At 45.7% G+C, this 26,476-nt stretch carries 19 protein-coding genes, 1 rRNA gene and 1 riboswitch; of the genes, 10 read left to right on the top strand and 10 right to left on the bottom strand.

The window, feature by feature from the left end; translation table 11 throughout:
• The 5 genes from CVD19_RS03555 to CVD19_RS03575 form a co-directional block, all read right to left on the bottom strand.
• Positions 1–61 (bottom strand): 16S ribosomal RNA (locus CVD19_RS03555); the annotation flags it as partial.
• A gap of 573 nt (positions 62–634) precedes the next feature.
• On the bottom strand, positions 635–3,301 hold the full coding sequence (gene ppdK / locus CVD19_RS03560) for a pyruvate, phosphate dikinase (protein WP_101580506.1): 2,667 nt from the start codon (positions 3,299–3,301) through the stop codon (positions 635–637).
• Positions 3,302–4,120: a pyruvate, water dikinase regulatory protein gene (locus CVD19_RS03565; RefSeq protein WP_101580507.1), complete on the bottom strand. Its 819-nt coding sequence runs from the start codon at positions 4,118–4,120 to the stop codon at positions 3,302–3,304. It lies immediately after the preceding gene.
• Positions 4,121–4,494: 374 nt separating this feature from the next.
• Complete coding sequence (gene nadE / locus CVD19_RS03570) at positions 4,495–5,313, bottom strand: ammonia-dependent NAD(+) synthetase (RefSeq protein ID WP_101580508.1); 819 nt, start codon at positions 5,311–5,313, stop codon at positions 4,495–4,497.
• A 94-nt stretch (positions 5,314–5,407) separates the two neighbouring features.
• A complete protein-coding gene (locus CVD19_RS03575) occupies positions 5,408–6,307 on the bottom strand; it encodes a DNA polymerase domain-containing protein (protein WP_101580509.1) in 900 nt (299 codons plus the stop codon).
• Between the two features lie 77 nt (positions 6,308–6,384).
• Between CVD19_RS03575 and ligD the strand changes: the two genes are divergently transcribed.
• The 5 genes from ligD (at position 6,385) to CVD19_RS25695 (ending at position 11,230) form a co-directional block, all read left to right on the top strand.
• Positions 6,385–7,329, top strand: a complete 945-nt coding sequence (gene ligD, locus CVD19_RS03580) for a non-homologous end-joining DNA ligase (protein ID WP_101580510.1) — start codon at positions 6,385–6,387, stop codon at positions 7,327–7,329.
• Positions 7,330–7,391: 62 nt separating this feature from the next.
• Complete coding sequence (locus CVD19_RS03585) at positions 7,392–7,865, top strand: hypothetical protein (protein WP_101580511.1); 474 nt, start codon at positions 7,392–7,394, stop codon at positions 7,863–7,865.
• On the top strand, positions 7,862–8,116 hold the full coding sequence (locus CVD19_RS25305) for a hypothetical protein (RefSeq protein WP_257985014.1): 255 nt from the start codon (positions 7,862–7,864) through the stop codon (positions 8,114–8,116). Before CVD19_RS03585 ends, CVD19_RS25305 begins: the two co-directional genes overlap by 4 nt.
• 411 nt (positions 8,117–8,527) lie before the next feature.
• Complete coding sequence (locus tag CVD19_RS03595; RefSeq protein ID WP_101580512.1) at positions 8,528–9,754, top strand: TerD family protein; 1,227 nt, start codon at positions 8,528–8,530, stop codon at positions 9,752–9,754.
• Positions 9,755–9,829: 75 nt separating this feature from the next.
• Positions 9,830–11,230: a TerD family protein gene (locus CVD19_RS25695; protein WP_101580513.1), complete on the top strand. Its 1,401-nt coding sequence runs from the start codon at positions 9,830–9,832 to the stop codon at positions 11,228–11,230.
• A gap of 103 nt (positions 11,231–11,333) precedes the next feature.
• Here CVD19_RS25695 and CVD19_RS03605 read toward each other — a convergent pair whose 3' ends face one another.
• From CVD19_RS03605 to CVD19_RS03620, 5 genes are all read right to left on the bottom strand, one after another.
• Positions 11,334–12,167: an HAD family hydrolase gene (locus CVD19_RS03605; protein WP_101580514.1), complete on the bottom strand. Its 834-nt coding sequence runs from the start codon at positions 12,165–12,167 to the stop codon at positions 11,334–11,336.
• Between the two features lie 3 nt (positions 12,168–12,170).
• Complete coding sequence (locus tag CVD19_RS25130; RefSeq protein ID WP_219620079.1) at positions 12,171–13,286, bottom strand: cysteine protease StiP family protein; 1,116 nt, start codon at positions 13,284–13,286, stop codon at positions 12,171–12,173.
• 72 nt (positions 13,287–13,358) lie between these two features.
• Entirely contained in the window at positions 13,359–14,753 is a 1,395-nt protein-coding gene (locus CVD19_RS25135) for a phosphoribosyltransferase family protein (protein WP_219620080.1), read from the bottom strand.
• Positions 14,698–15,891, bottom strand: a complete 1,194-nt coding sequence (locus tag CVD19_RS03615) for an HpcH/HpaI aldolase/citrate lyase family protein (RefSeq protein ID WP_101580515.1) — start codon at positions 15,889–15,891, stop codon at positions 14,698–14,700. The genes CVD19_RS25135 and CVD19_RS03615 overlap by 56 nt, the downstream gene beginning before the upstream one ends.
• Before the next feature lie 201 nt (positions 15,892–16,092).
• On the bottom strand, positions 16,093–16,674 hold the full coding sequence (locus CVD19_RS03620; protein WP_101580516.1) for a TerD family protein: 582 nt from the start codon (positions 16,672–16,674) through the stop codon (positions 16,093–16,095).
• Between the two features lie 270 nt (positions 16,675–16,944).
• Here CVD19_RS03620 and CVD19_RS03625 point away from each other — a divergent pair, with 270 nt between their 5' ends.
• The 5 genes from CVD19_RS03625 (at position 16,945) to metH (ending at position 26,203) form a co-directional block, all read left to right on the top strand.
• Entirely contained in the window at positions 16,945–18,336 is a 1,392-nt protein-coding gene (locus CVD19_RS03625; RefSeq protein ID WP_101580517.1) for a VWA domain-containing protein, read from the top strand.
• Between the two features lie 57 nt (positions 18,337–18,393).
• Positions 18,394–18,506, top strand: a riboswitch (SAM riboswitch).
• Positions 18,507–18,608: 102 nt separating this feature from the next.
• Complete coding sequence (locus tag CVD19_RS03630) at positions 18,609–19,721, top strand: methionine biosynthesis PLP-dependent protein (RefSeq protein WP_101580518.1); 1,113 nt, start codon at positions 18,609–18,611, stop codon at positions 19,719–19,721.
• Positions 19,718–20,908, top strand: coding sequence for a cystathionine beta-lyase (metC, locus tag CVD19_RS03635; protein WP_101580519.1), 1,191 nt, complete (start codon positions 19,718–19,720; stop codon positions 20,906–20,908). Before CVD19_RS03630 ends, metC begins: the two co-directional genes overlap by 4 nt.
• The gene (locus CVD19_RS03640) at positions 20,905–22,773 is read left to right on the top strand and encodes a bifunctional homocysteine S-methyltransferase/methylenetetrahydrofolate reductase (protein ID WP_101580520.1); all 1,869 of its coding nucleotides are present in this window, start codon (positions 20,905–20,907) and stop codon (positions 22,771–22,773) included. The genes metC and CVD19_RS03640 overlap by 4 nt, the downstream gene beginning before the upstream one ends.
• Positions 22,751–26,203, top strand: a complete 3,453-nt coding sequence (gene metH, locus CVD19_RS03645) for a methionine synthase (protein ID WP_101580521.1) — start codon at positions 22,751–22,753, stop codon at positions 26,201–26,203. Before CVD19_RS03640 ends, metH begins: the two co-directional genes overlap by 23 nt.
• Positions 26,204–26,476 lie beyond the last annotated feature (273 nt).

Consider the following 26,476-nt stretch of genomic DNA (forward strand, 5'->3'; position numbering starts at 1 on the left):
CTTGCATGTATTAGGCACGCCGCCAGCGTTCGTCCTGAGCCAGGATCAAACTCTCCAATAAAGAGTGAGTGATTAGCTCATAAGGTAAAACGTTGGCTGATGGCCGAAGCCATCATATTATTGTTTGTTGACGCTTGTTTGTTTAGTTTTCAAAGAGCAATAATGGCTGTTTCAAGTAAAATAGGAACAAATATCAGTTTAACATATCGTTTGGATATTGTCAACATCCTTAAGTATTACAGTTTAGCTTGCGAAGCGACAAAAATTATATTAACATATCATTTTGCCGGTGTCAACTATACCTAAAATAATATTAAAATATTGTTTCATTTTTAGTTAAGCTCACCTGAAAGGCGACAATATTCATCATATCATCTTATTTATGTTGATGTCAAGCCCTTTTATAAAGTAATTATACAGAAAAAGTTCTAATTAACATTAACCATGAATCGCTTCGCGAATTCAGTATCGTAGGCGACAAATGTTATAGTACAATTATTTTTAGTTTAAATCAACAACTATTGTATGGTATTTTATGGTATCACTTCGACTGTTCAACAACTGCATCTGCCAAAAATAAAGAAGCTGTTTCAACCAGATGAAACAGCTTCTAATATATTTATTTATATTTATTCTATTTTTGCAGCTGGGGATGCCCTGCAGGTTCGTGCTGGATCGTTGCCTGAGCTGCCGCGAGTCTTGCTATCGGCACACGATAAGGAGAACAACTCACATAATCCAAACCAGTCTTGAAGCAAAATTCAATCGAACTCTTTTCTCCCCCGTGTTCCCCGCATATGCCGGTTTTGAGTCCGGCTTTCGTCTCCCTGCCCAGCTTCACTCCCAGTTCAACCAGTTTACCTACACCGTCCTGGTCAAGCACCGCAAATGGGTTGTCAGGCAGGACCTTCTCTTCAATGTATGCTTGCAAAAATTTTCCTTCCGCATCGTCCCGGCTAAAACCAAACGTCGTCTGAGTAAGATCGTTGGTGCCAAATGAAAAGAAATCCGCCTCCCTTGCAATTTCATCCGCAGTAAGGGCCGCACGCGGAATTTCTATCATGGTGCCAATAGAATAATCAAATTCTTTCCCGGTTTCTTCTTTAATATATTCTGCAGCGTCGTCCACGACCTGTCGCATTTGTTTTAATTCATTCACATGGCCCACAAGCGGGATCATGATTTCTGGCTTGACGTCAATGCCCTTGTCAGCCAATCTGGCAACAGCATAAAAAATTGCTTTTGCCTGCATTTCATAAATTTCCGGATGAATCATTCCAAGGCGGCAGCCGCGATGTCCAAGCATTGGGTTAAACTCGTCAAGATGGCGGACTTTTTTAAGCAACAGTTCCTTTTTCTTAAGCTCTGGAGATTTAGGGTCCAATATTTGCAGCCTGGTGACCTCGACCAGCAATTCTTCCTTATCAGGCAGGAATTCATGAAGTGGAGGATCCAATAAACGGATTGTGACTGGATATCCCTGCATAGCTTCCAGTATTCCTTCAAAATCACCCTGCTGCATTGGCAATAGCTCATCCAGTGCATCCTTGCGTTGATCATAACTTTCTGCAAGTATCATTTTCTGTACTATCGGGATTCGTTTGGCATCCATGAACATATGTTCCGTCCGGCACAATCCGATTCCTCCTGCACCAAATTCCCTGGCTTTCCCGGCATCTTCAGGATTGTCGGCATTTGCCCGAATACCGAGCTTCCTCACTTCATCTGCCCAGGATAGCAGCTTCAGGAACTCCTTGGAAAGCTCTGGCTCGATCATTGGAATTTCTCCGCGCATAATTTCTCCTGTACCGCCATCAATTGTAATAATATCACCATGGTTGACGACAGTATCCCCAACCTGGAATACCCTGTTGATTAAGTCAATTTTCAGCGGTTCACATCCACAAATACAAGCTTTACCCATACCCCGCGCAACCACTGCGGCATGGCTCGTCATACCGCCACGGCTTGTTACTACTGCCTGGGCGGCAATGATTCCATGGATATCATCCGGGGTCGTTTCAGGGCGTACAAGGATAACTTTTTTCCCCTCTTTGCCCAGGACTTCCGCCTCGTCAGCATCAAACACTACCATTCCCGTCGCAGCTCCAGGAGACGCGGGCAACCCTTTCGCCAACTGCTTCCTTTCGAATTTGTCGTCAATCCGTCGGTGCAGCAGCTGGTTCAACTGGTCTGAATCAACCCGGAGCAAAGCAGTTTTTTTGTCAATAATTCCTTCCTGAACCATTTCGACTGCTATCCGGATAGCAGCCTGGGCTGTCCGTTTCCCTGTCCTGGTCTGAAGAATGAAGAGCTTACCACGTTCTACCGTAAACTCGATATCCTGCATATCCTTATAGTGCTGCTCAAGCTGAAGGCATGTGTCCGCAAACTGCCTGTATACATCAGGCATCTCATCATGAAGGGTCGCGATCGGCTTGGGAGTCCGGATTCCAGCAACAACATCTTCTCCCTGGGCGTTAATCAAATATTCACCATAGAGCCGAGCTTCCCCTGTAGAAGGATTGCGAGTAAACGCCACGCCAGTCCCTGAATCTTCACCCATATTGCCGAAGACCATGCTCTGTATATTTACAGCCGTGCCAAGGTGGTCCGGTATTTTGTTCAGGCGGCGGTAGACGATTGCGCGCTGGTTATTCCACGAATTAAATACAGCATTGATGGCCAGGAATAACTGTTCCTTAGGATCCTGCGGGAATTCTTTCTTCGCATGCTTCCTGACTATGGTTTTATAGCGTGCGATCACTTCCTGCCAGTCCTCGGCTGTCAGTTCAGGATCGGCTGCATAGCCTTTTTGTTCTCTCGTATCTTCCAAAAGCTGCTCGAAATAGTATACATCAACATCCAGAACTACATCACTGAACATTTGAATAAACCGGCGGTATGAGTCATAAGCAAACCGGCGGTTATTCGTCAAACGTGCAACCCCTTCAGCTGTTTCATCATTCATGCCCAAGTTCAGGATGGTATCCATCATGCCGGGCATTGAAAACACGGCCCCTGAACGTACAGAAACAAGCAACGGGTTCTCAGGGTCACCCAGCTTTTTGCCGGTTTTCCTTTCAAGTTCGCTCATGGCTTCAAGTATTTGGGCAGTAACCTCCGTGGGAATCGTCTTGCCGGAATCATAGTAGGAGTTGCATGCGCCAGTAGAAATCGTAAAACCATACGGAACCGGCAGGCCAATGCGGGTCATTTCAGCCAAATTCGCACCTTTCCCGCCCAACTGCTCCTTCATCCCGCTGTCTCCTTCATCAAATAAATACACGTACTTCTCCATCTAACAAGACTCCCTTCTGCTTTTAAATATATCTAATATCAGGCTGGCTGTTTCTTCCACGGCCTTATTTGAAACATTAATGACCGGGCAGCCTACCCGTTTCATAATCTTTTCAGCATAATCAAGTTCGTTTAATATTCGGTCAAAGCTCGCATAGTTTGCCTGGGACTTTAAACCGAGCGCCTTTAGACGCTCCTTCCTGATTGCATTTAGTTTATCTGGTGAAATAATCAGACCTATACAATTGCTTCGCGGTTTTTCAAAAAGTTCAACTGGAGGCGGCACCTCTGGAACCAGAGGGACATTTGCTACTTTAAAACGCTGATGGGCCAGGTACATGGAAAGCGGTGTTTTCGATGTACGCGAAACACCAATCAAGACTATGTCCGCCTTTGCTATCCCACGGGGGTCACGGCCATCGTCATATTTGACTGCAAATTCGATCGCCTCTATCCTCCTGAAATATTCATCATCAAGCATCCGCATCATGCCGGGCTGATGCTTTGGGGTCTTATTAAATTTTTTCGCAAAAGCATCCATAAGTGGATTTAACAAATCGATCGCCAAAATGCCTTCCTGGGATGCCCTCCGGTCAAGGTATTCCTTTAATGAAGGAACGACAATTGTATAGGCGATGATGGAATGGTCTTGTCTTGCAACGGATATCACTTCTTCGATATCCCCAGCATCTTCTACATATGAATTTCGCCGTATTTCTACCTGCCTGCCGTTGAATTGTGAGGCAACTGCCTTTACAACAACTTCAGCTGTTTCACCAACCGAATCAGATACTACGTACACAACTTCAGACCGTTCCAATTAGGTTCGTCCCTTCTTCAAATACTGTGGTTCTCCTGCTGTTAGTTGGTCGACTGGCCCACTTTTTGCAGAATGTGAATGAAAAATGATTTTAAAACTGCTGTTCATCCTTTATTTAGGATTTAATGAGATATACTTTTTAAATAAAATACTAAAAGTGTTATCCTTTATTCTAATTTAGTATATAACATTACATCACATTACGAAAGAAATAAAGACCATATTTTCGAGGAATTGCCAACAAAATCTTTCAGCGCCAAACAAAAAAGCTATGTCCACATGAAAAATGAACATAACTTTTTTGTCTTAGCTGTAATTAACCACTGTCTGAATAATTGTGTTCGTTGGTAAAACCTATGAAACCTCGCTCAGGCTTATTTCCACCAAGTGTCAAACTTGGTAGCGGGAAGCTTCCTCTTATGTTCAGAAACGACATACCGTTTCTCAATTTTGGCAGCTGCCTCTTCAGATACAGTTTTTCCTTCAAGATAGTCATCCAGCACATCATATGAAACTCCAAGCTCCGTTTCATCTGCCTGGCCTGGTTTATGGTCAAGCAGGTCTGCAGTCGGAACCTTTAGATATAGTCGTTCTTCTGCCCCGAGCTCCTTTAGCAGTGCCCGCCCCTGCCGTTTGTTCAGACCTGACAAAGGGAGGATGTCTGCCCCGCCGTCACCGTACTTTGTGAAAAAGCCTGTGACTGCCTCTGCGGCATGGTCCGTCCCAATTACTAAAAGGCCTTCCTGTCCGGCAAAGGCATACTGTGCGATCATTCTCATCCTTGCCTTTACATTGCCTTTTTGAAAATCACTTAGATGCTCAGGTACCAGCGAATCATATTCCTCTTTAACTGCATCAACCGCTTGCTTAATGTTGAAAGCATACTCCTGGTCAGCCTGGATAAAATCCAATGCCTGTTGGGCGTCGTCCTCGTCCTTCTGGACCCCGTAAGGAAGCCGGACTGCAACGAATTTGGCATCATGCCCTTCCTTCCTAAGCTCCTCAACTGCCAGCTGTGCCAGCCTGCCGGCAAGGGTCGAATCCTGCCCGCCGCTTATCCCAAGCACGAAGCCCTTGGTCCGTGATTTAATCAAATATTCCTTTAAGAAATCGATCCTTTCCCTGATTTCTTCCTTCGGGTTGATCTCGGGCTTCACATTTAAATCCTCAATAATCTGATTTTGCAAACTCATACTAGACACCTCTCATAAATAATTTTTTGAGAATATGGGCTTATGTATTTAATTTCTATTCCATTGTAACACTTTTTCTTTGGCCGTCTTAGTTTTACCAATTGTGCTTTTTAATGAAGTTAACGATCTCACCAAGTTGCTGTTGCACTTTATCCGTTGTAATGCTTGAAAATAAATCTCCTTCTTCCCTTATCCTTTCTTTCAGATCAAATATTGTAAAATCATCCGGGTGCAAACCATTTTGCACTTCCTCCCAGCTGAGGGGTGTTGCCACTGTTCCGTTTGGCTTTGCCCTTACAGAATAGGATACCGGCAGGGTACGGCCTTTCCAGAGCTGTAAATAATCAAAATACAGCTTTTTGCCCCGTTTTTGGACGACCCGTTCCAGTGTAATTTTGCCTGGGTTTTTTTCTAAAAAATAATGGGCGATAAAAGTATTTATTTTTCTTGTTTCCTCAAATGAATACTGTGGATCTATTGGAACAAAGATTTGCAGCCCGGTTGCTCCGGATGTTCTTGGCACAGATATTAATCCAAGTGAGTCGAGTGTTTGTTTCAACTGAAGAGCTACTTCCAGGACGAGACCGAAGCTGGCATCATCAGGCGGATCCAGATCAAACGCCAATTCGAGCGGATAATTCTCCCTGCAATAGCGGTCAAAAGGGACATGGAATTCAACGGCACCGTAGTTGGCGGCCCATACAAGAGTGGATATATCATTCACCATCACTCTTTGTTTTCCCTTATAAAAAGCGTGGCAAACCCATTCCGGCGCACTGGCTGGGAGGGACCTCTTCTCGATTTTCCTGCGCGTGATGCCATGCGGATAAATCCACATCATCAATAGCCGGTCTTTTGCATGTGGAATCAACAGAGGTGCTACTTCAAGCAAGTAGTTTATATAGTCCATCTTCGTAATGCCGATGTCCTGGAAAATAAACTGCCCGGGATGCGACACTTGTATCTGTTTCCCTTCTATAGTTAATTCGAACACAGTGCGATCCCTCCTTTGCCTATATTTTCATTGATAATTGCTTAAACTATGTATCATACGTGGAATGAGGTGAGTAAATGGATCCTATTTTCCCGATGGAACCTGCCAGCAGCGAGTCAGTCCCAGAGAGTGATGAGTGGATCGCCCAAATTAAATGGGATGGTGTAAGGATTCTGACGTATTTTGACAACGGAGCAGTACGCCTCTTTAATCGAAAAAAACGTGAAAGGACTCTTCATTACCCTGAAATAGTCAACATCCAAGGATATTGTTCGGCAAAATCTGTGATTTTAGACGGTGAAGTGATTTCCCTGGGTGAAAACGGGAAGCCAGCCTTCAATGAAGTAATGAAACGCGACGGAATCAGGCGTTTGGACCGTATCAACATGGTGCGCAAGATTGTGCCTGTCACCTATATGGTTTTTGACGTCCTTTTTCTTAACGGTGAGTGGATCCATAACAAACCATTACTCGATAGACTGAATCTGCTATCTGAAATCATAATGCCGAACGAGCATATCCAGTGTGTATCTTCTGGAAATGACGGTGGTTCGTTATTCAGAGCCGTTAAAGAGCACGGCATGGAAGGGATTGTTATGAAGCAAATAGACTCCCCTTATCTGCCGGGAAAGAAAAAGGATTACTGGTTAAAAATAAAAAACTACCGCGATATCATCGCGGTCATTGGCGGATTTACGTTGCGCAACAATATCGTGAATGCCATTTTGCTGGGCCTTTACGATGATTCTGGCAGGTTGATCTATGTAGGCCATACGGGTACAGGGAAAATGACCGTTCAGGATTGGAAAGACCTGACTGAAGTTTTAAGACCTAGTATTGTCTCAAATCAGCCTTTTGCCAACCAGCCGGAGCGTCATGCCCAGTCGGTGTTCGTCCGTCCTGAAATAACAGTTAAAATTAAATTCGCCGAGTGGACGGATGCAGGGTATATGAGGCAGCCAAGCATCGAAGGGTTCATTGAGGTGCCGCCGGCAGAATGTATGCTGCCTCACTATCAGTGAAACATCATATCACATTTGTCATCTTCTAATATGAAAAAACTGGGCAAAGGAGTGTCTAATATATGGGTTTAACCTTTATTGCTGTATTTTCCTGGTTCTCAGTCATGATATTGTGTGTATTGCCAAGGAAGCTTCCTTTAATCATAAATTCTGTCCTTTATTTGTTGATTGAGTTTATTTTAATAAATAAGCTATCCTTAATCACTTACAAGTACAAACTGCTCGCTATGTCCCCTGATATATCAAAGTTTATCGGCGTGATCCTGCACAGGGACATCATTTTCCCTTTTTTATTGCTTTTTGCAGCCAATGTCCTGTTTACATCTGTAAACATGAGAAACGTCATTTTGGCCATCATTTGCTCAGTCGTTTATATTTCTTTTACAAGCTATATGCTTCACCGGTTCAGTATGCTTATATATTTGGATTGGCAGTTTGCATATGATGTGGTGATTGTGGTTATCATGCATTTGATTGTGTTCATTTTTGCGTTTGTATTACAGAGGCAGATCAATAAAAGGGCGGCTTCGGCATGAACAATATCTTATATGATAACGCATTTAACTTAAATGAGTGGTTCACTGTCATTCTGATCATTATCGGGTTTTTAGGAGTCGCCCTCACCATCACAAAATTGCCGTTGCTGATCAGTTTGTTTAATTTACTTTTTGGGTTGGTTGCCGGGCTGATGTTTGACCATACCATCGGCATTGAGCCATTTGATTTGTATGATGTCGGCGACCAGGCTTATTATCAGTACTTTGACGTGATTTCTTATCTTATGTAAGCCCCGTTTGGCTACTTCTACATCCTGATATACTACAGGTTAAAAATAAAAGGCATGAATACAGTACTGTATATTTTTCTCTGGACTGGGCTGGGCATCCTCATCGAATGGCTTGCTTTCAAAGCCGGAGTTTTTCATTACAAAAATGGTTATGCCCTGCACTACTCCATTCCGATTTATTTAATCGTTCAAAGCGTTCACATGGCTATTTTTAATAAAATAAAGGAAACCTCGGCCAAAATGTAATACTGCTTTCAAACAATCGGCCTGCATTTTCACAGTTTTTTCACCGATTTTCATTCAACAATCAAATTTTCAATAATCTGTTTTCTCCAATACTTTTTTGTCTTTTTTTAACTTTTAATATGGTAAAGTGGAAGTATGCAATTTCAAGAAGGGAGGAAAGTGTGAATGCCGGTTACGCTTAGCAAAGGACAGAAAACAGACCTCACCAAAGCATACCCGGGCCTGCAGCACATTACTGTCGGGTTGGGCTGGGACATCATGAATAACGGAGCTTCTTATGATCTTGATGCATCCGCATTCCTGCTGGGTCCTGAGGGGAAGGTTATAGACGAAAGGGACTTTGTTTTCTATAATAACCCCTCTGGCGGGAATGGTTCCATACTTTATAGTGGAGATAACCGCACAGGAATCGGGGTTCAGGATGATGAACAAATACAGATTCATTTGGCAGCCGTACCAATGCACATCCATAGAATTGCATTCACCGTAACCATCCATGACGCAGAGTCGAAGGGCCAGCATTTCGGGAACCTGACAAACGCATACATACGAATTATCAATAATGAAACACAGGAAGTACTGCTATATTTTGATTTGGGAAAAGGTTTCAGCGTGGAAACCGCAATTGTCGCCGCCGAGCTATACCGCCATAACGGTGAATGGAAATTTAACGCCGTCGCAAGCGGGTTCCACGGCGGCCTTGCAGCACTATGTACTAATTTTGGAGTCAAAATAGAGGAACAAGCGCCTGTCCAGCAGCTTCCCCCAACTCCAATGCCAGAACCCGCACCCATTCAACCAGTTATTTCACTGACTAAAATAGAACTCAAAAAGAAAGAAACTGTATCCATAAGGAAGTCTTCGAAAATTACAGCGAGCTTGATGTGGGATAAAAGCAATAAAGATCTCGACCTGTACTGCTTCTATATTACAAAAAACGGAAAACAGGGAAAGGTGTATTATAAGGACCTTGGGAGTGCGCAATCAATACCGTTCATAACTCTGGATGGTGATTCAAGGACTAACGGATGTGAAACGATCATCATCCACAAGCCTGATGAAATTCGCTTCTTGTTATTCGCTGCCTATAGTGCCTTGAGCAACGGCATTGGAAGCTTCAAGTCGATGAGAGCAAGAGCCGTTGTTGATAATCACTCAGGCCATACTGTAATCGCTCCTTTACTTGAGGAAAACAAATACGCTTATTGGGTGGCTATCGCCCATGTGGATTTGATAGATTCACAGAATATGAAAATAAGCCATGTAGAGTCCTATTCCAAAAGACATGTAGAAAATTCTCCTGTTTTGTATCCAGATGGTTCTTTCAAGATGGACGTTGGGCCGATAGAATTCAAATCAAGCGGATTTTTCGGATCGTTATTTGGGAAGTAGCTTAAATGGTTTTGTTATTATTTGGTAAATGTGTAAATGCGATTTATAAAAAGAAAGTAAGGGGATGTGACTGTAATGGGCGTAACATTAAGCAAAGGGCAAAAAGTGGATCTTACCAAATCTAATCCAGGGCTTTCGAATGTAGTAGTTGGTTTAGGATGGGATGTAAGCCACCACGGCTCCAATTATGACCTTGATGCATCTGCATTTTTAGTCGGGGCTTCCGGAAAAGTCCAAAGCGATCTCGACTTTGTGTTTTACAATAATCCGTCCGGCGGAAACGGATCGGTCATATACAGCGGGGATAACAGAACTGGCGCCGGCGAGCGGGATGACGAGCAAATCCGGATTGATTTGAACAGAGTCCCCCAAGCGATCCAGCGAATCGCATTTACGATTACGATTCATGATGCCCAAATAAAGCACCAAAGCTTTGGGCAGGTCTCGAATGCTTATGTGCGTATTTTCAATGAACTTACTAACGAAGAATTGATCCGGTTCAATCTTGGCTCCGAATTCACAATTGAAACAGCCATCGTTGCTGCGGAACTGTACCGCCATAATGGCGAATGGAAATTCAATGCGATCGCGAGCGGGTTTCAGGGGGGACTGGCAGCTCTCTGCCGTAATTTCGGGGTAACTGTGGATGATGCTCCAGCTGCAACTGCGCAGCAGCAACCGAATAACCAGCATTCTCCCTACAACCAGCAGCCTCACGGGGCATATGAGCCATATAATTCCCCAATGCAGCAGGCAAGCCCGTCATATCAATCATATAGCCAGCCTGCTCAACAGCCATACCAGTCTTATTCTCCTGGACAGCCTGCAGGCCAAACATATGGCAGCGAGAATATCAGCTGTGTCCGATGCCATTCGACCAACGTCCGCACTGGGGAAAAAGGCTTCGGCCTTGGAAAAGCAGCGGTTGGCGGATTAATTCTTGGGCCGATCGGATTGCTGGGTGGATTTATCGGTAAAAATCAACTGAAGTTCACATGCAACAGCTGCGGTTACTCCTGGTCCCCTTCCCAGACGGATTATGCACAATGGGCAAACAACCAGAAAAATAAAGCGATGGAATTGTTTAACCGCTTCAAGAGCCAGGATGTCCTTGATGCTGTCGTGGCCGCCTGCGCCCTTGTCAGCATGGCCGATGGCCGGCTGGACCCGGCAGAGCGCCAGAAGATGATTGAGTTTGTCCACCAGAGCCAGGAACTCCGGGTTTTTGATACAAATAAAGTAATCCAGCAGTTTAATATGTTTGTCCAAAGGATAGAATTTGACCAGATCATCGGCCGCGCGGAAGCTTTCAGGGCACTTGGCAAAGTAAGGACCAAACCGGAAATTGCCCGCCTTGTCGCCCGCTACTGTATTGCGATTGGTTTTGCTGATGGCCACTTTGACGCAAACGAACAGCGCGTTGTCAGCGAAATCTGCCGTGAGCTAGGGCTCAATCCAGCTGAGTTTTTATCTTAAAGAAAAAAACCTTGTCCACTGCAAAGGAATTCTTTGCAGGTACAAGGTTTTTTTTCTGTGAAATTTCCGGTCCTCACTGCTTCACCAAACTCTACGGGTTTCTTCACCGGCTTTGGCTTTGAAGACCAAACTTCCTTTCATGCACAGCAAGAACCTCGCATAAAATATCCTCTGCTGCCCGGATACCCTTCTGATTTGTCCTCTTCAGTGGCTCCTTCAATGCAACAGCCTGTTCAGTCAGCTCCCCATGGGAAGGGGCAATCGCAAAGTCGGCAACTTCCAGCATGCACAGGTCCAGTAACGAATCCCCGGCTGCCGCCACGAAAGTCTTACCCAGCTTTTCTTTAATATAGGCAACGGCGTCCCACTTGTTCACTGCTTCAGGCACAAAGTAAAGCTTTCTGCCCTGCAATGACATTTTCCAGCCCTGGCGTTCAATCTCTTTCCGGAAATCTGCCAGCTCATCCAGAGGCGCAATATCCCTGTGGATAATGCAGTAATGAAATAAATCATCGGCCGTCCGCTGGGATAACACCCACTCTTCATTTGCAAGTGTATTGAAGTTTTGCAGCAATTCATCTTTCGCCAGCGATGTTTCTGTAATTTTTTTTACAATAAGTCTGTTCCACTCGGAGTCGATTTCACCGTTTTCAATAATGTTTCCTCCGTTGCTTGTGACTGCCAGCGGAGGAATGATCTCATTTTGAAAAATTGAAATTCGCCGAAATTGTTCAACCGTTCTTGTCGTGACCGGGACGAACAAAATTTTATTGTTGAGTTCCTTTAACAAAGCAATCGCCTTATTGGACATAAATGAAATCTCGCGGCCATCCAGTGTTTCTATTAAGGTTATTTCCGGCTGAGCCTCCCCCGCATCCAGCCGGAAGCTTTTTCTAGAGTAAATGAGCGTCTGGTCTAAATCACTTGCAAAAATCATCTGCTATCCCCTTATAGTCTTGATTAAACCACAGCATGTGTACGCCATGCCATGGTATTCCTCAACAGGTACCCCACGGTCTTCAGCCAGCAGGATGATATGCTTTAATCTGGCATCATTTCTGTTTTTAACAAGGATTTTCCACGGCACCCTCCGCAGCAGTACCCTGGTCGTTTCCCCGACACCGGGCTTTATATAATTGATATCATCGATGCCGAATTCTTTTTGGATTTGCCTGACGTTTTCAAGACCCTTCCAATCCGCTTTGCTGTATGAACCTTTAAAACCGGCAAGCTCTGCCGAAATTTCAGCTTTCACTGCCGGATATTCCCTCACGATCCGGTCAATAAAATCATTGGATACATCTTCTTTCTCTAAATGCTTATAGTACTTTGCCCCGTGAAAATCTCCATCTTTAATTAATTCCCTATTATGGACGGTCCGGCTCACCAAACCGGAGACAGTGGAGTTCAAACATGCACTTGGAATGAGGAAGTCCTCCCTTGTGCCATAAATATCTGCACAGTGGCCTGGATCGGCGAGCACAGCCAGGGTGTCATCGATGTGCAAGCCATACTCATCTTTCAGATGGCCACACGCCAATGTCAATTCCTTGGCGATTGCGCCCTTTCCGGTCCACCCGTCGACAAACTGGATGTCCCCTTCTGGATGCTTCGCCGCTATATGGCGCATCGCATTTGCATCAATACCCTTGCCGCGGATGATGGAAACACTATAGTGAGGAGCGTCCATTCCGTAGGCAAAAGACAAGTACCTCTTTATTAAAATCCCGATCGGGGTGCCGGCTCTGGCAAGGGAAACAAGCACGAGCCTGTCCCCTTTCCTTTCAGCAATCTGTTCAGCCACCACGCCGGCGGCAACCGCAAGCTTTGCCGCATACTCATTTAATGATTTATGGTACAGGTTCAAGTATTCAGCAGTTGGCTGATATTCAATCGGCAGCATTTCGGAATAGTGGATGCCTGATTGAATGGCTTCTTCACGATCCTCGGTACCTTTTTCTAGTATCACTTCGCTTAAATCCTTCAACAAAAAAGTTACATCATCTGCTGGATAGCTGCCGATGGAAGAAAACCGGTTTTCAATCGCAGTGCGCATAAACTCTCCCTCCCTGTCTATTAACAAGATATTGTGCTGCGCGGCCGTGCTATTGTATTGGCATTGAGCCTGTCAATTCACAAACACGCAGTAAACATTATTAGAGCCTGTCTTTTTCAGCTGTTCAAGAAACGGCTCGAGGCATTTTTGATCACAGGTTCTCTCAAAGAATACATAAATATCTTCATATTGTCCGTACTCTATATTGTAAAAATAGTTAAGGACAGCATCATCATCAGCGCTGCAGAAAGAAAAGCCGCTTCTCACTCCGTATCCCGGCGCGTACACCCGGTGGATAGGGCTTCTCGTCGTTGATTGATAGGATATATTCTCTCCCATATACGCTGCTATTTTCATAGGAAGATACATAAATTCCCCGGTTCCCAAACAGAGGGCCTTTCCCCCTGTACGGGTTTCAGCGAGAATGCGGCCAATATTTGAGGTGTAATAATCAATATCATCCCTGTTTTCTGAAGACAGGCCGCTGAACCTCCCAGTCATCCCTGAGAAAGGTGTGCGGTTCACTTCACCGCTACTATTGACTGAAATATAGGGAAGGTCTGGAATTCTTTTAAATTCTGCATACTGGCTTAGGCTGATCGTATGGATAACAGGTACAGAAGGATTGGATGGGCATATATAATGCCACTCCTTTTCCTGTTCAATAGGATCACCGTCGACTGCAATTTCCCCTGCCAACAATGTGACTGACGTAATAGAAATGCCAAGCCTTCTTTCAAGCTCCTTGTACCTTTGTTTATCCTCAGGAGATCTCCAGTCCAGGAGCGATGCAACAACATACTGTTCCCGAGGGTACTTCGCATGTAAGGATTCAATAATGTTGACAGCCGTTTTTCCGGTCGTAATTTCATCATCCACGAGAACAACCGGAGCATTTCCCTCAAGGAGCTCCCTGTTTGCAAAGCATGCCTGTGCTGTTGCATGAGAGTGTTCTTCCTCAAAATTAATGCCCGGTTTTAAATCATAAATTTGCTCTCTTGTCGTATGGATATAGCGGGCATTGTTAAATAGGTCAAATACGCTGTGTCCAAGGGCGGTCGCCGTTTCGGCAAACCCGATGAACAGTGTTTCCTCAGGCAGGTCAAACGGAGTGCTGCATAAACACTGGTACACGTGTGCAGCATTCTCACCAGAAAGCAGCGCCTCGATAACCTCGTTCGTGTTTGCTGGTTTTGCCCCGTGAACTTCTTCCATATATCTGATCCCAAGCAGTGCCCCGCCCAGTAAAGATGTGAGCGGCTGAACAGGGATATGCTTGCCGAGTATCCTGCTGACAAAGAGAAAGGCACGCTTCTTGTTTTTGCGGGCGGCCATCTCAAACAAATAATCGAGCGGGATGCCATAGGGGTTATCCGTAACCCGGACATCCACTTTCAGGGAATCGAGGATATTAAACGTAAACGGCTTCTGTTTCGGTGAGTAAGTCGATGTATGAGTTTTGGTCATGGAACACCCCGTAAGATTTTGCCTTCGCCAAGATTTTCTTAGCCCAGTTATAATGCGGTTTTACTTCATTCATTTTATTGGCGTGCATGCTTTTCATCACGCCTGCTTCACCATTTGCATTTTCCACTATGCTTACAGCGTCCATGTATTCCTCAAAGGTTACGACACTGAAGGCATGTACAGGTTTTATATGGGTGGGATGGATGATTGTTTTGCCGGTGAGCCCGTTATTTTTATCCATGATAACTTCTTTAATAAGCCCGTCTAGATTCTGGTTCAGCATCCCCTTGCGGATTGACAGCCCTTCCTGCCCCATGCTGCTTTGGAACGGGGTTTGCCGCAACTGCGGCTTGAACACCCTTTCCCCTTTGTTAAAATATTCCCACACAGGGCCGGACACTGTGTATTCCTTTTGACTGCGCGCAAATACGTTGACAATGTCCGCAATACAATCACGGATGACGGTGATGTCGTAAATGGTTGAGTCACTGCTTCTGCGGATACCAAACAGGCCGCAGAAATCGGTTGCCCCCATCCTGACATTTAGGATATTGCCGTAATTCTCGTCCAGAAGCTGTTTTATTCCCAGCAGCTCATTCATTCTTGATTCTTTATAAATAATTTCAGGGGTTTCAAGAATTGGCATTCCATAAAGGTTCGGGCCGTTCTTCCCATTAATTTCGTTCAGCCGGTCCAGAAATCCAACGCCATTGTTAGATGAAAATTTCGGAAAGACAAAACCGGTAATTACATTCATCGAACTGCCCAGTTGCCCTGAAATCATATCCATTTGGTCTGCGCTGCGGACCCTGATAAAGATTAACGGAAGCTGTTCATATGCAAACAGGCCGTCATCAATTATCGATGATAGCTGCCTCAGTTGTGCGACCACGTTCCATTCAGCTCTTTCTACTTCCCTGTCACTGACTGCATCCTCCAGGCAAAGCACCATCGAGGTCAGGCCATCATGTTTGCCAGAAATGATCTCGTCACAAATGGATATCCGTGTCCCGGGCATATAAAGAACAGCCCCTAATGAATTCGCAAGCATTTCCCGTTCACTGTCCTTTGAGAAATCGTGTGGCATCTGATAAAATATAGCCTCTTTTTCTTTGGATAAATAGTTAAAATGCCTCATAGCCAGTCCTCCTTCCCAAATTTCCATTTTAACATTAATTCTTTGATAGTTTGTGAATCTATCGTTAATTACCATTTACATAGAGGCGGTCGTATAATGAATAAAAAAGTAGCAGGATGCTTTTGGAAGTATCCTGCTATTTTTAACGAAACCTTATAATTATCCTACTGTACCTGGCTGGCAACAAATAAATGGAAGGTATTAGCCGACCTGCAAGCCATAATCAGTTACTAATGAAGCCAGTCCGCCTTGGTATCCGCTTCCGATGGCATTGAACTTCCATTCCCCGTTATGGCGGTAAAGTTCAGCTACAACTACAGCGGTTTCGATAGAGAAATCTTCGCCAAGGTCATAGCGGATCAATTCCTCGTTGCTTTGTTCATTAACGACGCGTACAAACGCATTGGAAACCTGTCCAAAATTCTGGCCGCGGCTATCTGCTTCATGGATGGTGATGGTGAAAGCGATTTTTTCTACTTCAGCGGGAACGGCACTCAAATCAATCTTGATTTGCTCGTCATCTCCATCTCCAGCCCCTGTTAAGTTATCTCCCGTATGTACGACTGAACCATTTCCGCCCTGGAGGTTGTTAAAGAAAACAAAATCTTTCTCAGAGTTGACTTTTCCGGAACCGTTTAAGAGAAACGCGGAAGAATCCAAATCAAAATCGTGCCCGCCATCATATTTGTTAGTATCCCAGCCAAGGCCGATAATGACGTTTTTCAGGCCCGGATTTGTTTTAGTCAAGTCTACCTTTTGCCCTTTGCTTAACGAAATAGCCATGAACGCTTACCTCACTTTGTTTTTTTGAATAATGCAGGAAATTCACAATGACCTAAATTTTCATAACTGCCTTGTGCGTGTTTTTCCGTAATATCACTCCCTTGGAAATCCAGCATGATACTCCTATTCTACCATTTCACCCTTTAAATACCAAACTTTAACACTATGCAGAAAGGAATTTTGTGAACACGTTCAGCTGCGAATTATTTCCACCCCAACCTGCAGTTAAGGTAAAATAAAGAAAAACTGATAGATAAAGGGAGAGATTTGATGACTGTTCTAGTAAAAGGGCAAAGAATAAACCTTGCCCAGAAGTTTCCGCAGTTGCAACAGCTCCGGCTGTCGGTCAGCTGGCAGCTGAAACCGGAATTTGTATCCGCCCTGTACGATGTCGACGTTTCCGTGTTTATGATCAACAATGAAGGAAAGATTCCTGCCGAGGAGTATTTCGTATTCTACAATAATCCCGAGTCTCCAGACAATGCCCTTTCTTTATTAGAAAAGGGACAATCCGTTAACATTCAGGAAATCCTTATTGAACTCGCCGGAATCAATAAAGATGTAACAGAAATTGTGTTTGTGCTCACCATCCATGATGCTTCCTCCCTTAAGCAAAACTTCAGCCATTTTCAACATGTCAAACTTGGTGTTGTTGATACCGGCAACAACCAGCCGCTTTTTACATATGTACAGGATCAATTTGCAGAAGAAACCGCGTGCGAGCTTGCCAGTATTTACCAGAAAGACGCAGCATGGAGGTTCAATCCGGTCGGACAAGGCTATAATGCAGGGCTTCAGGAGTTTCTCGATCAATACCATGGCTCCGGAGCCGCTGAACAGCCAAATACCGCAACATTGGAAGCGGAACCAAATAACTTTGCAGCAACTGGTCCAGTAAAATCGAATGCTATTCCCGCTGCAGCGGACCATGCTGCAGCAGCGTCTCCCCTGCCGGCTGCAAGGGGTCCCGTTACCCTCAGCAAACTGGACTTGCTCAAGAAAAAGGTCGATGTTGTAATCCTGAAGAAATCGTTGCAAAAAACTACAGCTCGTATAGGGGTCGTTCTCGATATTTCCGGCTCCATGCGCAGGCTCTATAATAACGGCACCGTTCAGAATGTCGTTGAAAGGCTGCTAGCGCTAGCCACCCGTTTTGACGATGACGGTGTTTTGGATGTATGGGTGTATGACATGAAATTTTCCAGGCTTCCCTCAGTAACAGAGCTTACACTCCCCGATTATATAAACAGGGAAGTCCTGAATAATAATAAAATTTCAAAATTCAGGGCAAACAATGAACCGCCCGTCATGAGGGATGTCATCCAAAAATATTTAACAGAGGATGACGGCAGCCTGCCGGTTTACCTGATTTTTATCAATGATGGAGGCATTAAGCGGTCTGCACGCGGGCAGGACAGCGTTACAAAGGTGTTAACAGATTCATCGGACAAGCCTATTTTCTGGCAGTTTGTTGGGATTGGTGACGCAAATTTCGATGTCCTGAGGAAGCTCGACGACCTGGAGGGCCGATATATTGATAACGCCAACTTCTTCCATATCCTTGATATAGAAAAAGAGACAGATGAGGATTTATACGACAAGCTGCTGAGTGAATTCCCCAGCTGGCTGCACGAAGCACGGAACAAAAAAATTATCCAATAGGATTGACTTTAATCATTTGGTGTAGTAAAGTTTAGAGAAAATTTGAATAACAGTGATTTCTTATCAAGAGAGGTCGAGGGTCTGGCCCTGTGACGCCTCAGCAACCTTCAATTTTCATTGAAAAGGTGCTAAGTCCAGCAAGTTTTTCTTAAAAACTTGAACGATAAGAAGAATGGCTTAAACCACAAAAGTCTTCTTCTTATAGAAGGCTTTTTTTGTTTTTTCTACGCTAGGCTGATAAGTACAACATGTATGAGGAGTGGAACTCGGGAATGGTCAAAATCGATACTAAACTTGCACAAATAGGAAACCGCAGTGAAGCATTAACAGGAACCGTCAATCCACCTGTTTATTTTTCGACTGCATACCGTCATGAAGGGATCGGGCAATCAAGCGGATTTGATTATGTCCGCACAGGCAATCCGACCCGGCAGATTCTTGAAAAGTCGATAGCGGACCTCGAACAAGGCGACCAAGGCTACGCATGCAGCTCGGGGATGGCAGCCATTTTTACAGTCCTTTCCCTATTTCAAACAGGCGACGAGTGGATCGTATCGAAGGATTTGTATGGCGGGACATACAGGCTTTTGGAGCAGGGATTCCGGAAATGGGGTCTAGGCTGCAGTTACATTGATATGGCCAGCAAGGATGAAGTCATCTCAAGTATCACTTCCCGCACAAAAGCAATTTTCATTGAAACCCCGACAAACCCGTTAATGGAGCAGACAGATATCAGTGATATTGCGTCCATTGCGAAAAAGCACGGCTTGATCCTGATTGTGGACAATACTTTTTATACACCGCTCCTGCAAAAGCCATTGGCACTGGGAGCAGATATCGTCATCCACAGCGCCACCAAATATTTGGGAGGCCATAACGATGTCCTTGCAGGGCTGATCGTTGCCAAAGGCCAACTGTTATGTGAACAGCTGGAGCTTTATCATAATGCTGCAGGGGCTGTATTAAGCCCTTTTGACTCCTGGCTGCTAATCCGTGGCATGAAGACACTCGCCTTAAGGATGGAAAAGCATGAAAGCAATGCCGCAGCCGTCGTTGACTACCTTTCAAACCATTCCGGGGTTACAGACGTCCTTTACCCGGGAAGAGGCGGCATGGTTTCATTCAGGGTGCAGGACGAAGCATGGGTAAATCCGTTTTTGCAAAGCCTCTCCCTCATCACTTTTGCTGAAAGCCTGGGCGGCGTCGAAAGCTTCATTACATACCCTGCCACCCAGACGCATGCAGATATACCTGAAGAGATACGCCTTGAAAATGGCGTCTGTAATCGCCTATTGCGGTTCTCGGTAGGAATCGAAAACCCCGAAGATATCATACATGACCTTGAACAAGCCTTTTCCAGGATCAGACAGGAGGTAAGCCAATGATAGAGGATGGCTGTTATTCTTTTGAGACAAAGCTTCTGCACAATAAATATAAATTTGACCCTTCAACCGGAGCTGTCAGTGTTCCCATCCAGCATGCTTCCACCTACCATCAGCCTGGCATTGACCAGTTCGGGAAATATGACTACAGCCGAAGCCTCAACCCTACAAGGGAAGCGCTTGAGGAAGTGATTGCCTCTTTGGAAGGAGGCTCGAGAGGATTTGCCTTCGCCTCCGGAATGGCTGCAATTTCGACCGCCTTCCTGCTCCTTTCCTCAGGAGACCATGTGGTAATCAGTGAGGATGTTTACGGCGGCACATACAGAATGGTGACAGAGGTACTCTCACGGTACGGGATTGAGCATTCTTTTGTCGATATGACGGACTTGGAAGCTGTAAAAGATGCAATCCGTCCAAACACAAGAGTGCTGTATGTGGAAACTCCTTCCAATCCTTTACTGAAGGTAACGGACATTGCAGCAGTCAGTGCCCTTGCAAAAGAACATAACGCGATGACCTTTGTCGACAATACCTTTTTAACACCTTATTTACAAAAGCCGCTTTTGCTTGGCGCTGATGTTGTGCTTCACAGTGCCACCAAATTTTTGTCAGGCCATAGCGATGTCGTCGCAGGCCTTGCAGTTGTTAAAGATGAGAACATCGCACAACGTCTTGCATTCCTGCAAAATGCCTTTGGCGCAGTCCTTGGGGTCCAGGATGCCTGGCTTGTTTTGAGGGGATTGAAAACTCTTTCTGTACGCCTTCAGCAATCAACGGCGAATGCTGCAAAGTTGGCTGAGTTTCTGGATGAGCACCCATTAGTGAAAAAAGTACACTACCCTGGGCTGCCCGCTCATCCTCAACACTTCATACAGAAACAGCAGGCATGCGGGCCAGGGGCCGTCCTGTCTTTTGAACTGGAGAATGAACAGGTACTACGTACATTTATCGAAAGTGTCACCATACCTGTTTTCGCGGTTAGCCTGGGGGCTGTAGAATCAATCCTGTCCTACCCTGCAAAAATGTCCCACGCAGCCATGCCAACGCAGGAGCGGCAAAAACGGGGCATTAGTGACAGCCTGCTGCGCCTGTCAGCCGGCCTTGAAAATGCCGATGACATCATCCTGGATTTTACGGTAGCTTTGCAAAACAGCTTGATCTATGCCGGCCAGCGAGGAGGGTCTAAATGAGTTTCCTGCAGAAGTTGCAAGATGAGATCTTAATCGCAGATGGTGCGATTGGAACCCTTCTATACTCCTACGGAACAGGAAGCTGCTTTGAGGAATTGAACTTATCCCATCCTGAAGACATTGTGTCGATCCATCAGGCTTACCTTGAAGCCGGGGCTGATGTAATCCAGACTAATACTTATGCTGCAAATTATATTAAGCTGCAAAGATACGGTCTTGAGGATCATGTGAAGGAGATTAACAGCGCTGCAGTAAGGATTGCCAAACAGGCCGCTGAAAATCGCGCATATGTAATGGGGACTATCGGAGGAAACCGCGGCATAAAACCCAACACGATCCCTTTGGAAGAGATTAAGAGAAGCTTTCGCGAACAGCTTTACTGCCTTTTGCTTGAAGGTGTTGATGGAATTATTCTTGAAACCTTTTATGATCTCCATGAGGTCGAAACGGTCCTTGCGATTGCTCGACAAGAAACCGCGCTGCCAATCATCGCCCAGGTTTCCCTGCAGGAGCCGGGAATCATGCAGGACCAGACGCATGTCAATGACGCTTTAAAACGGCTGGCTGGCCTCGGAGCCGACGTGGTTGGTGTAAACTGCCGCCTTGGCCCCCACCATATGCTGAAGACACTCGAGGAGGTTGAGCTGCCGACAAATGCTTTTTTATCAGCATATCCAAATGCCGGCCTTCCCGCCTATACCGACGGGAAGTACCATTACAAAGGTGAGTCCGAATATTTCCGCAAATCAGCCCATGCGTTCATCGAACAGGGGATCAGGCTACTTGGCGGCTGTTGCGGCACTACACCTGAGCATATCCGCGCTCTTGCTGATGAAGTAAAGCGAGACGTCCCAATCACTGAGAAAACTGTAAAGAAAAAAAGCGTGGAAATCACCGCTCAACTCATCCCTGCCAAACGTGATGATCCCCCATTGCATTCGCTTGTCAATGAGCGGCCCTCAGTCATTGTTGAGCTTGATCCACCAAGGAAGCTGGATACGACCAGATTTTTTGAGGGAGCAGCGGCATTGAAGGACGTTGGCATTGACGCCATTACAATGGCAGACAATTCACTGGCCACACCGCGGATTTCAAATACGGCGCTGGGTCATTTAGTGAAAACCAGGATTGGCATACGGCCGCTTGTGCACATTACGTGCCGGGACCGGAATATCATTGGCCTGCAGTCCCACCTGATGGGCCTCCACACCCTGGGGCTGAATGATATACTTGCAGTAACAGGAGACCCTGCAAGGGTCGGCGACTTTCCCGGCGCTTCTTCGGTCTATGACCTGTCATCTTTTGAACTGATCGAGATGATCAGGCAATTCAACAGCGGCCTGTCTGTCTCAGGAAAGGATTTAGGCCAAAAAGGCAATTTTTCAATCGGAGCGGCCTTCAATCCGAATGTGCGCTCGATTGAAAAAGCTGTTTTAAGAATGGAAAAGAAAATTGCTCACGGAGCAGATTACTTTATTTCACAGCCTGTTTTTTCAGAAGAAACGCTGCTGCAGGTTTACGAGTCTACCAGGCATATCAAAGCCCCGCTTTACATTGGGCTGATGCCCTTGACCAGCAGCAAAAACGCGGAGTTTCTGCATAATGAAGTGCCCGGGATTAAAATTACCGAAGATATCCGTGACCGGATGGCTTCGTTAAGCGATGATCCGGTCCGGTCGGCCCGGGAAGGGATTGCGATAACTAAAACGCTAATTGAAGCCGCTTCAGAGCTCTTCAACGGCATTTATCTCATAACCCCTTTCATGAGGTACGAAATGACTGTCGAGTTGGCCCAGTATGCCCAGGAATACAGCGCCCGTCTATCAAGGAGGAAACTACACAATGCCGAACGTGCCATTAACTGAGCAACTAAAGAAAAAAATCCTTATCATGGATGGTGCAATGGGCACGATGCTTCAAAGAGCGGACCTGTCTGCTGACGATTTTGGCGGTGAAGAGTATGATGGCTGCAATGAGCAACTCAATCTGACTGCACCTGATGTAATCGAAAATATCCATCTAGAATATTTGAATGCCGGTGCCGACATTATTGAAACGAATACATTCGGCGCGACAAGCATCGTCCTCGATGAGTACGGCATCGCACACAAGGCGTACGAAATCAATAAAACAGCGGCAGTAATTGCCCGGCGTGCAGCGAACAAAGTAGATTCCCCTTCCTGGCCCCGGTACATCGCCGGCTCGATGGGCCCAACGACAAAAACATTGAGTGTTACAGGCGGCACTACATTTGAAAACCTGGCTGATTCATACGAAGAACAGGCCCTTGGATTGATTAATGGCGGAGTCGACCTGCTGCTTCTCGAAACAAGCCAGGATTTACTGAATGTAAAAGCAGGTTTTATCGGGATTCAGCGCGCTTTCGGAAAAAGGGGCAGTGAACTGCCGATCATCCTGTCAGCAACGATCGAGCCGATGGGGACTACACTGGCCGGGCAGCCCATTGAAGCGTTTTATATTTCTGTTGCCCATATGAACCCCCTTGCAGTCGGCCTGAATTGCGCAACAGGCCCAGAGTTCATGCAGGACCATATCCGCTCGCTGTCAAGCATGGCTTCTTCAGCTGTCAGCTGCTACCCGAATGCCGGCCTGCCTGATGAAGAAGGAAACTACCATGAAACCCCGGATTCGCTTGCCCAAAAGCTTTCCGGGTTCGCGGAACAGGGGTGGCTGAATATCGTCGGGGGGTGCTGCGGCACCACGCCGGACCATATAAAAGCAATTACCGACGAAATGAAAAAATACCACCCCCGACAATCGAAGCAAACGAATATGCATATGGTTTCGGGCATCGAACCGTTTATTTATGATGACCCTACCCTTCGCCCGATCATGGTGGGAGAAAGAACAAATGTCATTGGTTCGCGAAAATTCAAGCGGTTGATCGGGGAAGGAAAATTCGAGGAAGCAGCAGAAGTGGCACGGGCACAGGTGAAAGGCGGCGCCCACGTGATTGACATCTGTCTGGCCGATCCGGACAGAGATGAGCTGCAGGACATGGAGCTTTTCATCAAAGAGGCTGTTAAAAAGATAAAAGTGCCGCTTGTCATCGATTCCACCGACGATGCTGTAATTGAAAAAGCTTTGTCTTATTCACAGGGAAAGGCGATCATTAATTCGATCAATCTTGAGGACGGGGAAAACCGTTTTGAAGCAGTTTCCCGCCTGATCCATCGGTTTGGCGCTGCTGTTGTGGTCGGCACTATCGATGAAAAAGGAATGGGTGTAACGGCAGAACGGAAGCTTCAAATAGCAACGCGTTCCTACAAGCTGCTTGTAGAAAAATACAACGTATCCCCGACAGATATCATTTTTGACCCGCTTGTGTTTCCGGTCGGCACCGGCGATGAACAATATATAGGCTCGGCTCAGGCTACTGTGGACGGCATCCGCCTGATCAAGGAGCATTTCCCTGATACGCAGACGATTCTCGGCATAAGCAATGTGTCTTTTGGCCTGCCGCCTGTTGGAAGGGAAATCCTGAACTCTGTCTTTTTGTTCCATTGCACACAGGCAGGACTGGATTATGCCATTGTAAACACAGAAAAGCTGGAAAGGTTTGCCTCTATCCCACACGCCGAGGTCGAATTGGCTGAACAACTACTGTTCCAGACGAATGACGAAACGTTGGCGCGATTCACCGATTTCTATCGGGACAAAAATAAAGAAACTTTGGCCACCCTGCCTGATATGACGCTTGAAGAACGCCTTGGCTACTATATTGTTGAAGGAACAAAGGAAGGGCTGCTGCCCGACCTTGATGAGGCACTGAACCTCTTCCCTTCCCCGCTTGAAATTATCAATGGCCCATTGATGGACGGAATGAAAGAGGTCGGCCGCCTGTTCAATGACAATCAATTGATCGTCGCTGAAGTGCTGCAGAGTGCCGAGGTAATGAAGGCTGCCGTTGCATTTCTGGAGCCGCATATGGAAAAAAATCAAACGTCCTCCTCCAAGGGCAAGATACTATTGGCCACAGTTAAAGGAGATGTCCACGACATCGGGAAAAACCTGGTCGATATCATTCTAAGCAATAATGGATATAAAGTCGTTGATTTAGGAATTAAAGTAACTTCTACCCGTTTAATTGAGGCTGTAAAACAGGAGAAACCTGATCTCGTCGGCCTGTCCGGACTGCTGGTAAAATCAGCGCAACAAATGGTGCTGACTGCCCAGGACATGAAACAGGCAGGAATTGAAATCCCTATTTTAGTTGGCGGAGCGGCACTGACAAGAAAATTTACTGAAACGAAGATTTCCGGGCAATATGAAGGCATCGTCATGTATGCTAAAGATGCCATGAGTGGTTTGGCGATTGCCAATCAGCTACGCGATGAAAGAGAATACAACAAAATCTACATCGAAAAGAAAAAAATCAAAAAGGAAGATACTGTTTTATTGGACAGACCGACACCTTCCAGATCATCCGTTGCGGTGAAACCGGGACGAAGCATAAAAACAGACGTCCAGGTGTTTGTGCCAAAAGACACGGAGAGGCACCTTCTAAAATCGCTTTCGGTCTCGCATGTGGAGCCATATATAAATATGCAGATGCTCATCGGGCATCATCTTGGTGTTAAAGGAAAGATCGAGAATCTAATTGATGCCGGGGATGACAAGGCAGTAAAAGTCCATGGGATTATTCAGCAGTTATTGACTGCAGCAAAGGATAAGAACTGGATCAGCCCTGCCGCTGTATATCAGTTTTTCCCCGCGCAATCCGATGGGAATAAAGTGGTAATCTATCATCCGAACAAGTCAGGCACGATAAGCGAAGAATTCGACTTTCCCCGCCAGTCATCGGGTGATGGGCTTTGTTTGGCAGATTATTTAAAACCAATCAATAGCGGGCAATTAGATTATGTCGGCTTTTTTGCGGTGACGGCCGGACAAGGAATCCGGAAGGTGGCCGAACAGCTTAAAAAAGAAGGCCGTTTTCTGGAGAGCCACGCCCTTCAGGCGCTGGCCCTTGAAACCGCAGAAGGGCTTGCAGAGCTTGTCCACCGGCAAATGCGTGATAGATGGGGTTTTCCGGATCCAATATCGATGACAATGAAAGACCGGTTCTCCGCCAAATACCAGGGGCAGCGTTTTTCATTTGGATACCCTGCCTGCCCGGACCTTGAGGACCAGGAAAAACTGTTTAACCTGATCAAACCGGAAGACATCGGAATCCAGTTGACAGACGGTTTCATGATGGATCCGGAAGCGTCAGTTTCAGCCATGGTTTTTGCCCATCCAGAAGCCAGGTATTTCAATGTATTGCAAAGGTAGCATATAGAAATAAGAGACAGGGTGCTTAAAAGCTCCCCTGTCTCTTTTACAATTGCCAGTTTGATTTTTTCTGGATATATTTAGTTTTGCTGGATATAGTATAGTTCTCACTCGATATATTATTGTTTTTGCTCGATATAGTATGGTTTTCACTCGATATATTTTATTTCTTGCTCGATAAATTTTAACTCGAGTTACTTAACACTACACTTTATTCATACTGCCGCGAGGGTTATTCAGTTACTCGGCACATGAGATAAAAAGCAGCATCTT

Origin of the sequence: Bacillus sp. T33-2, from assembly GCF_002860205.1 — a bacterium.
Classification (GTDB): Bacteria; Bacillota; Bacilli; order Bacillales; family Cytobacillaceae; genus T33-2.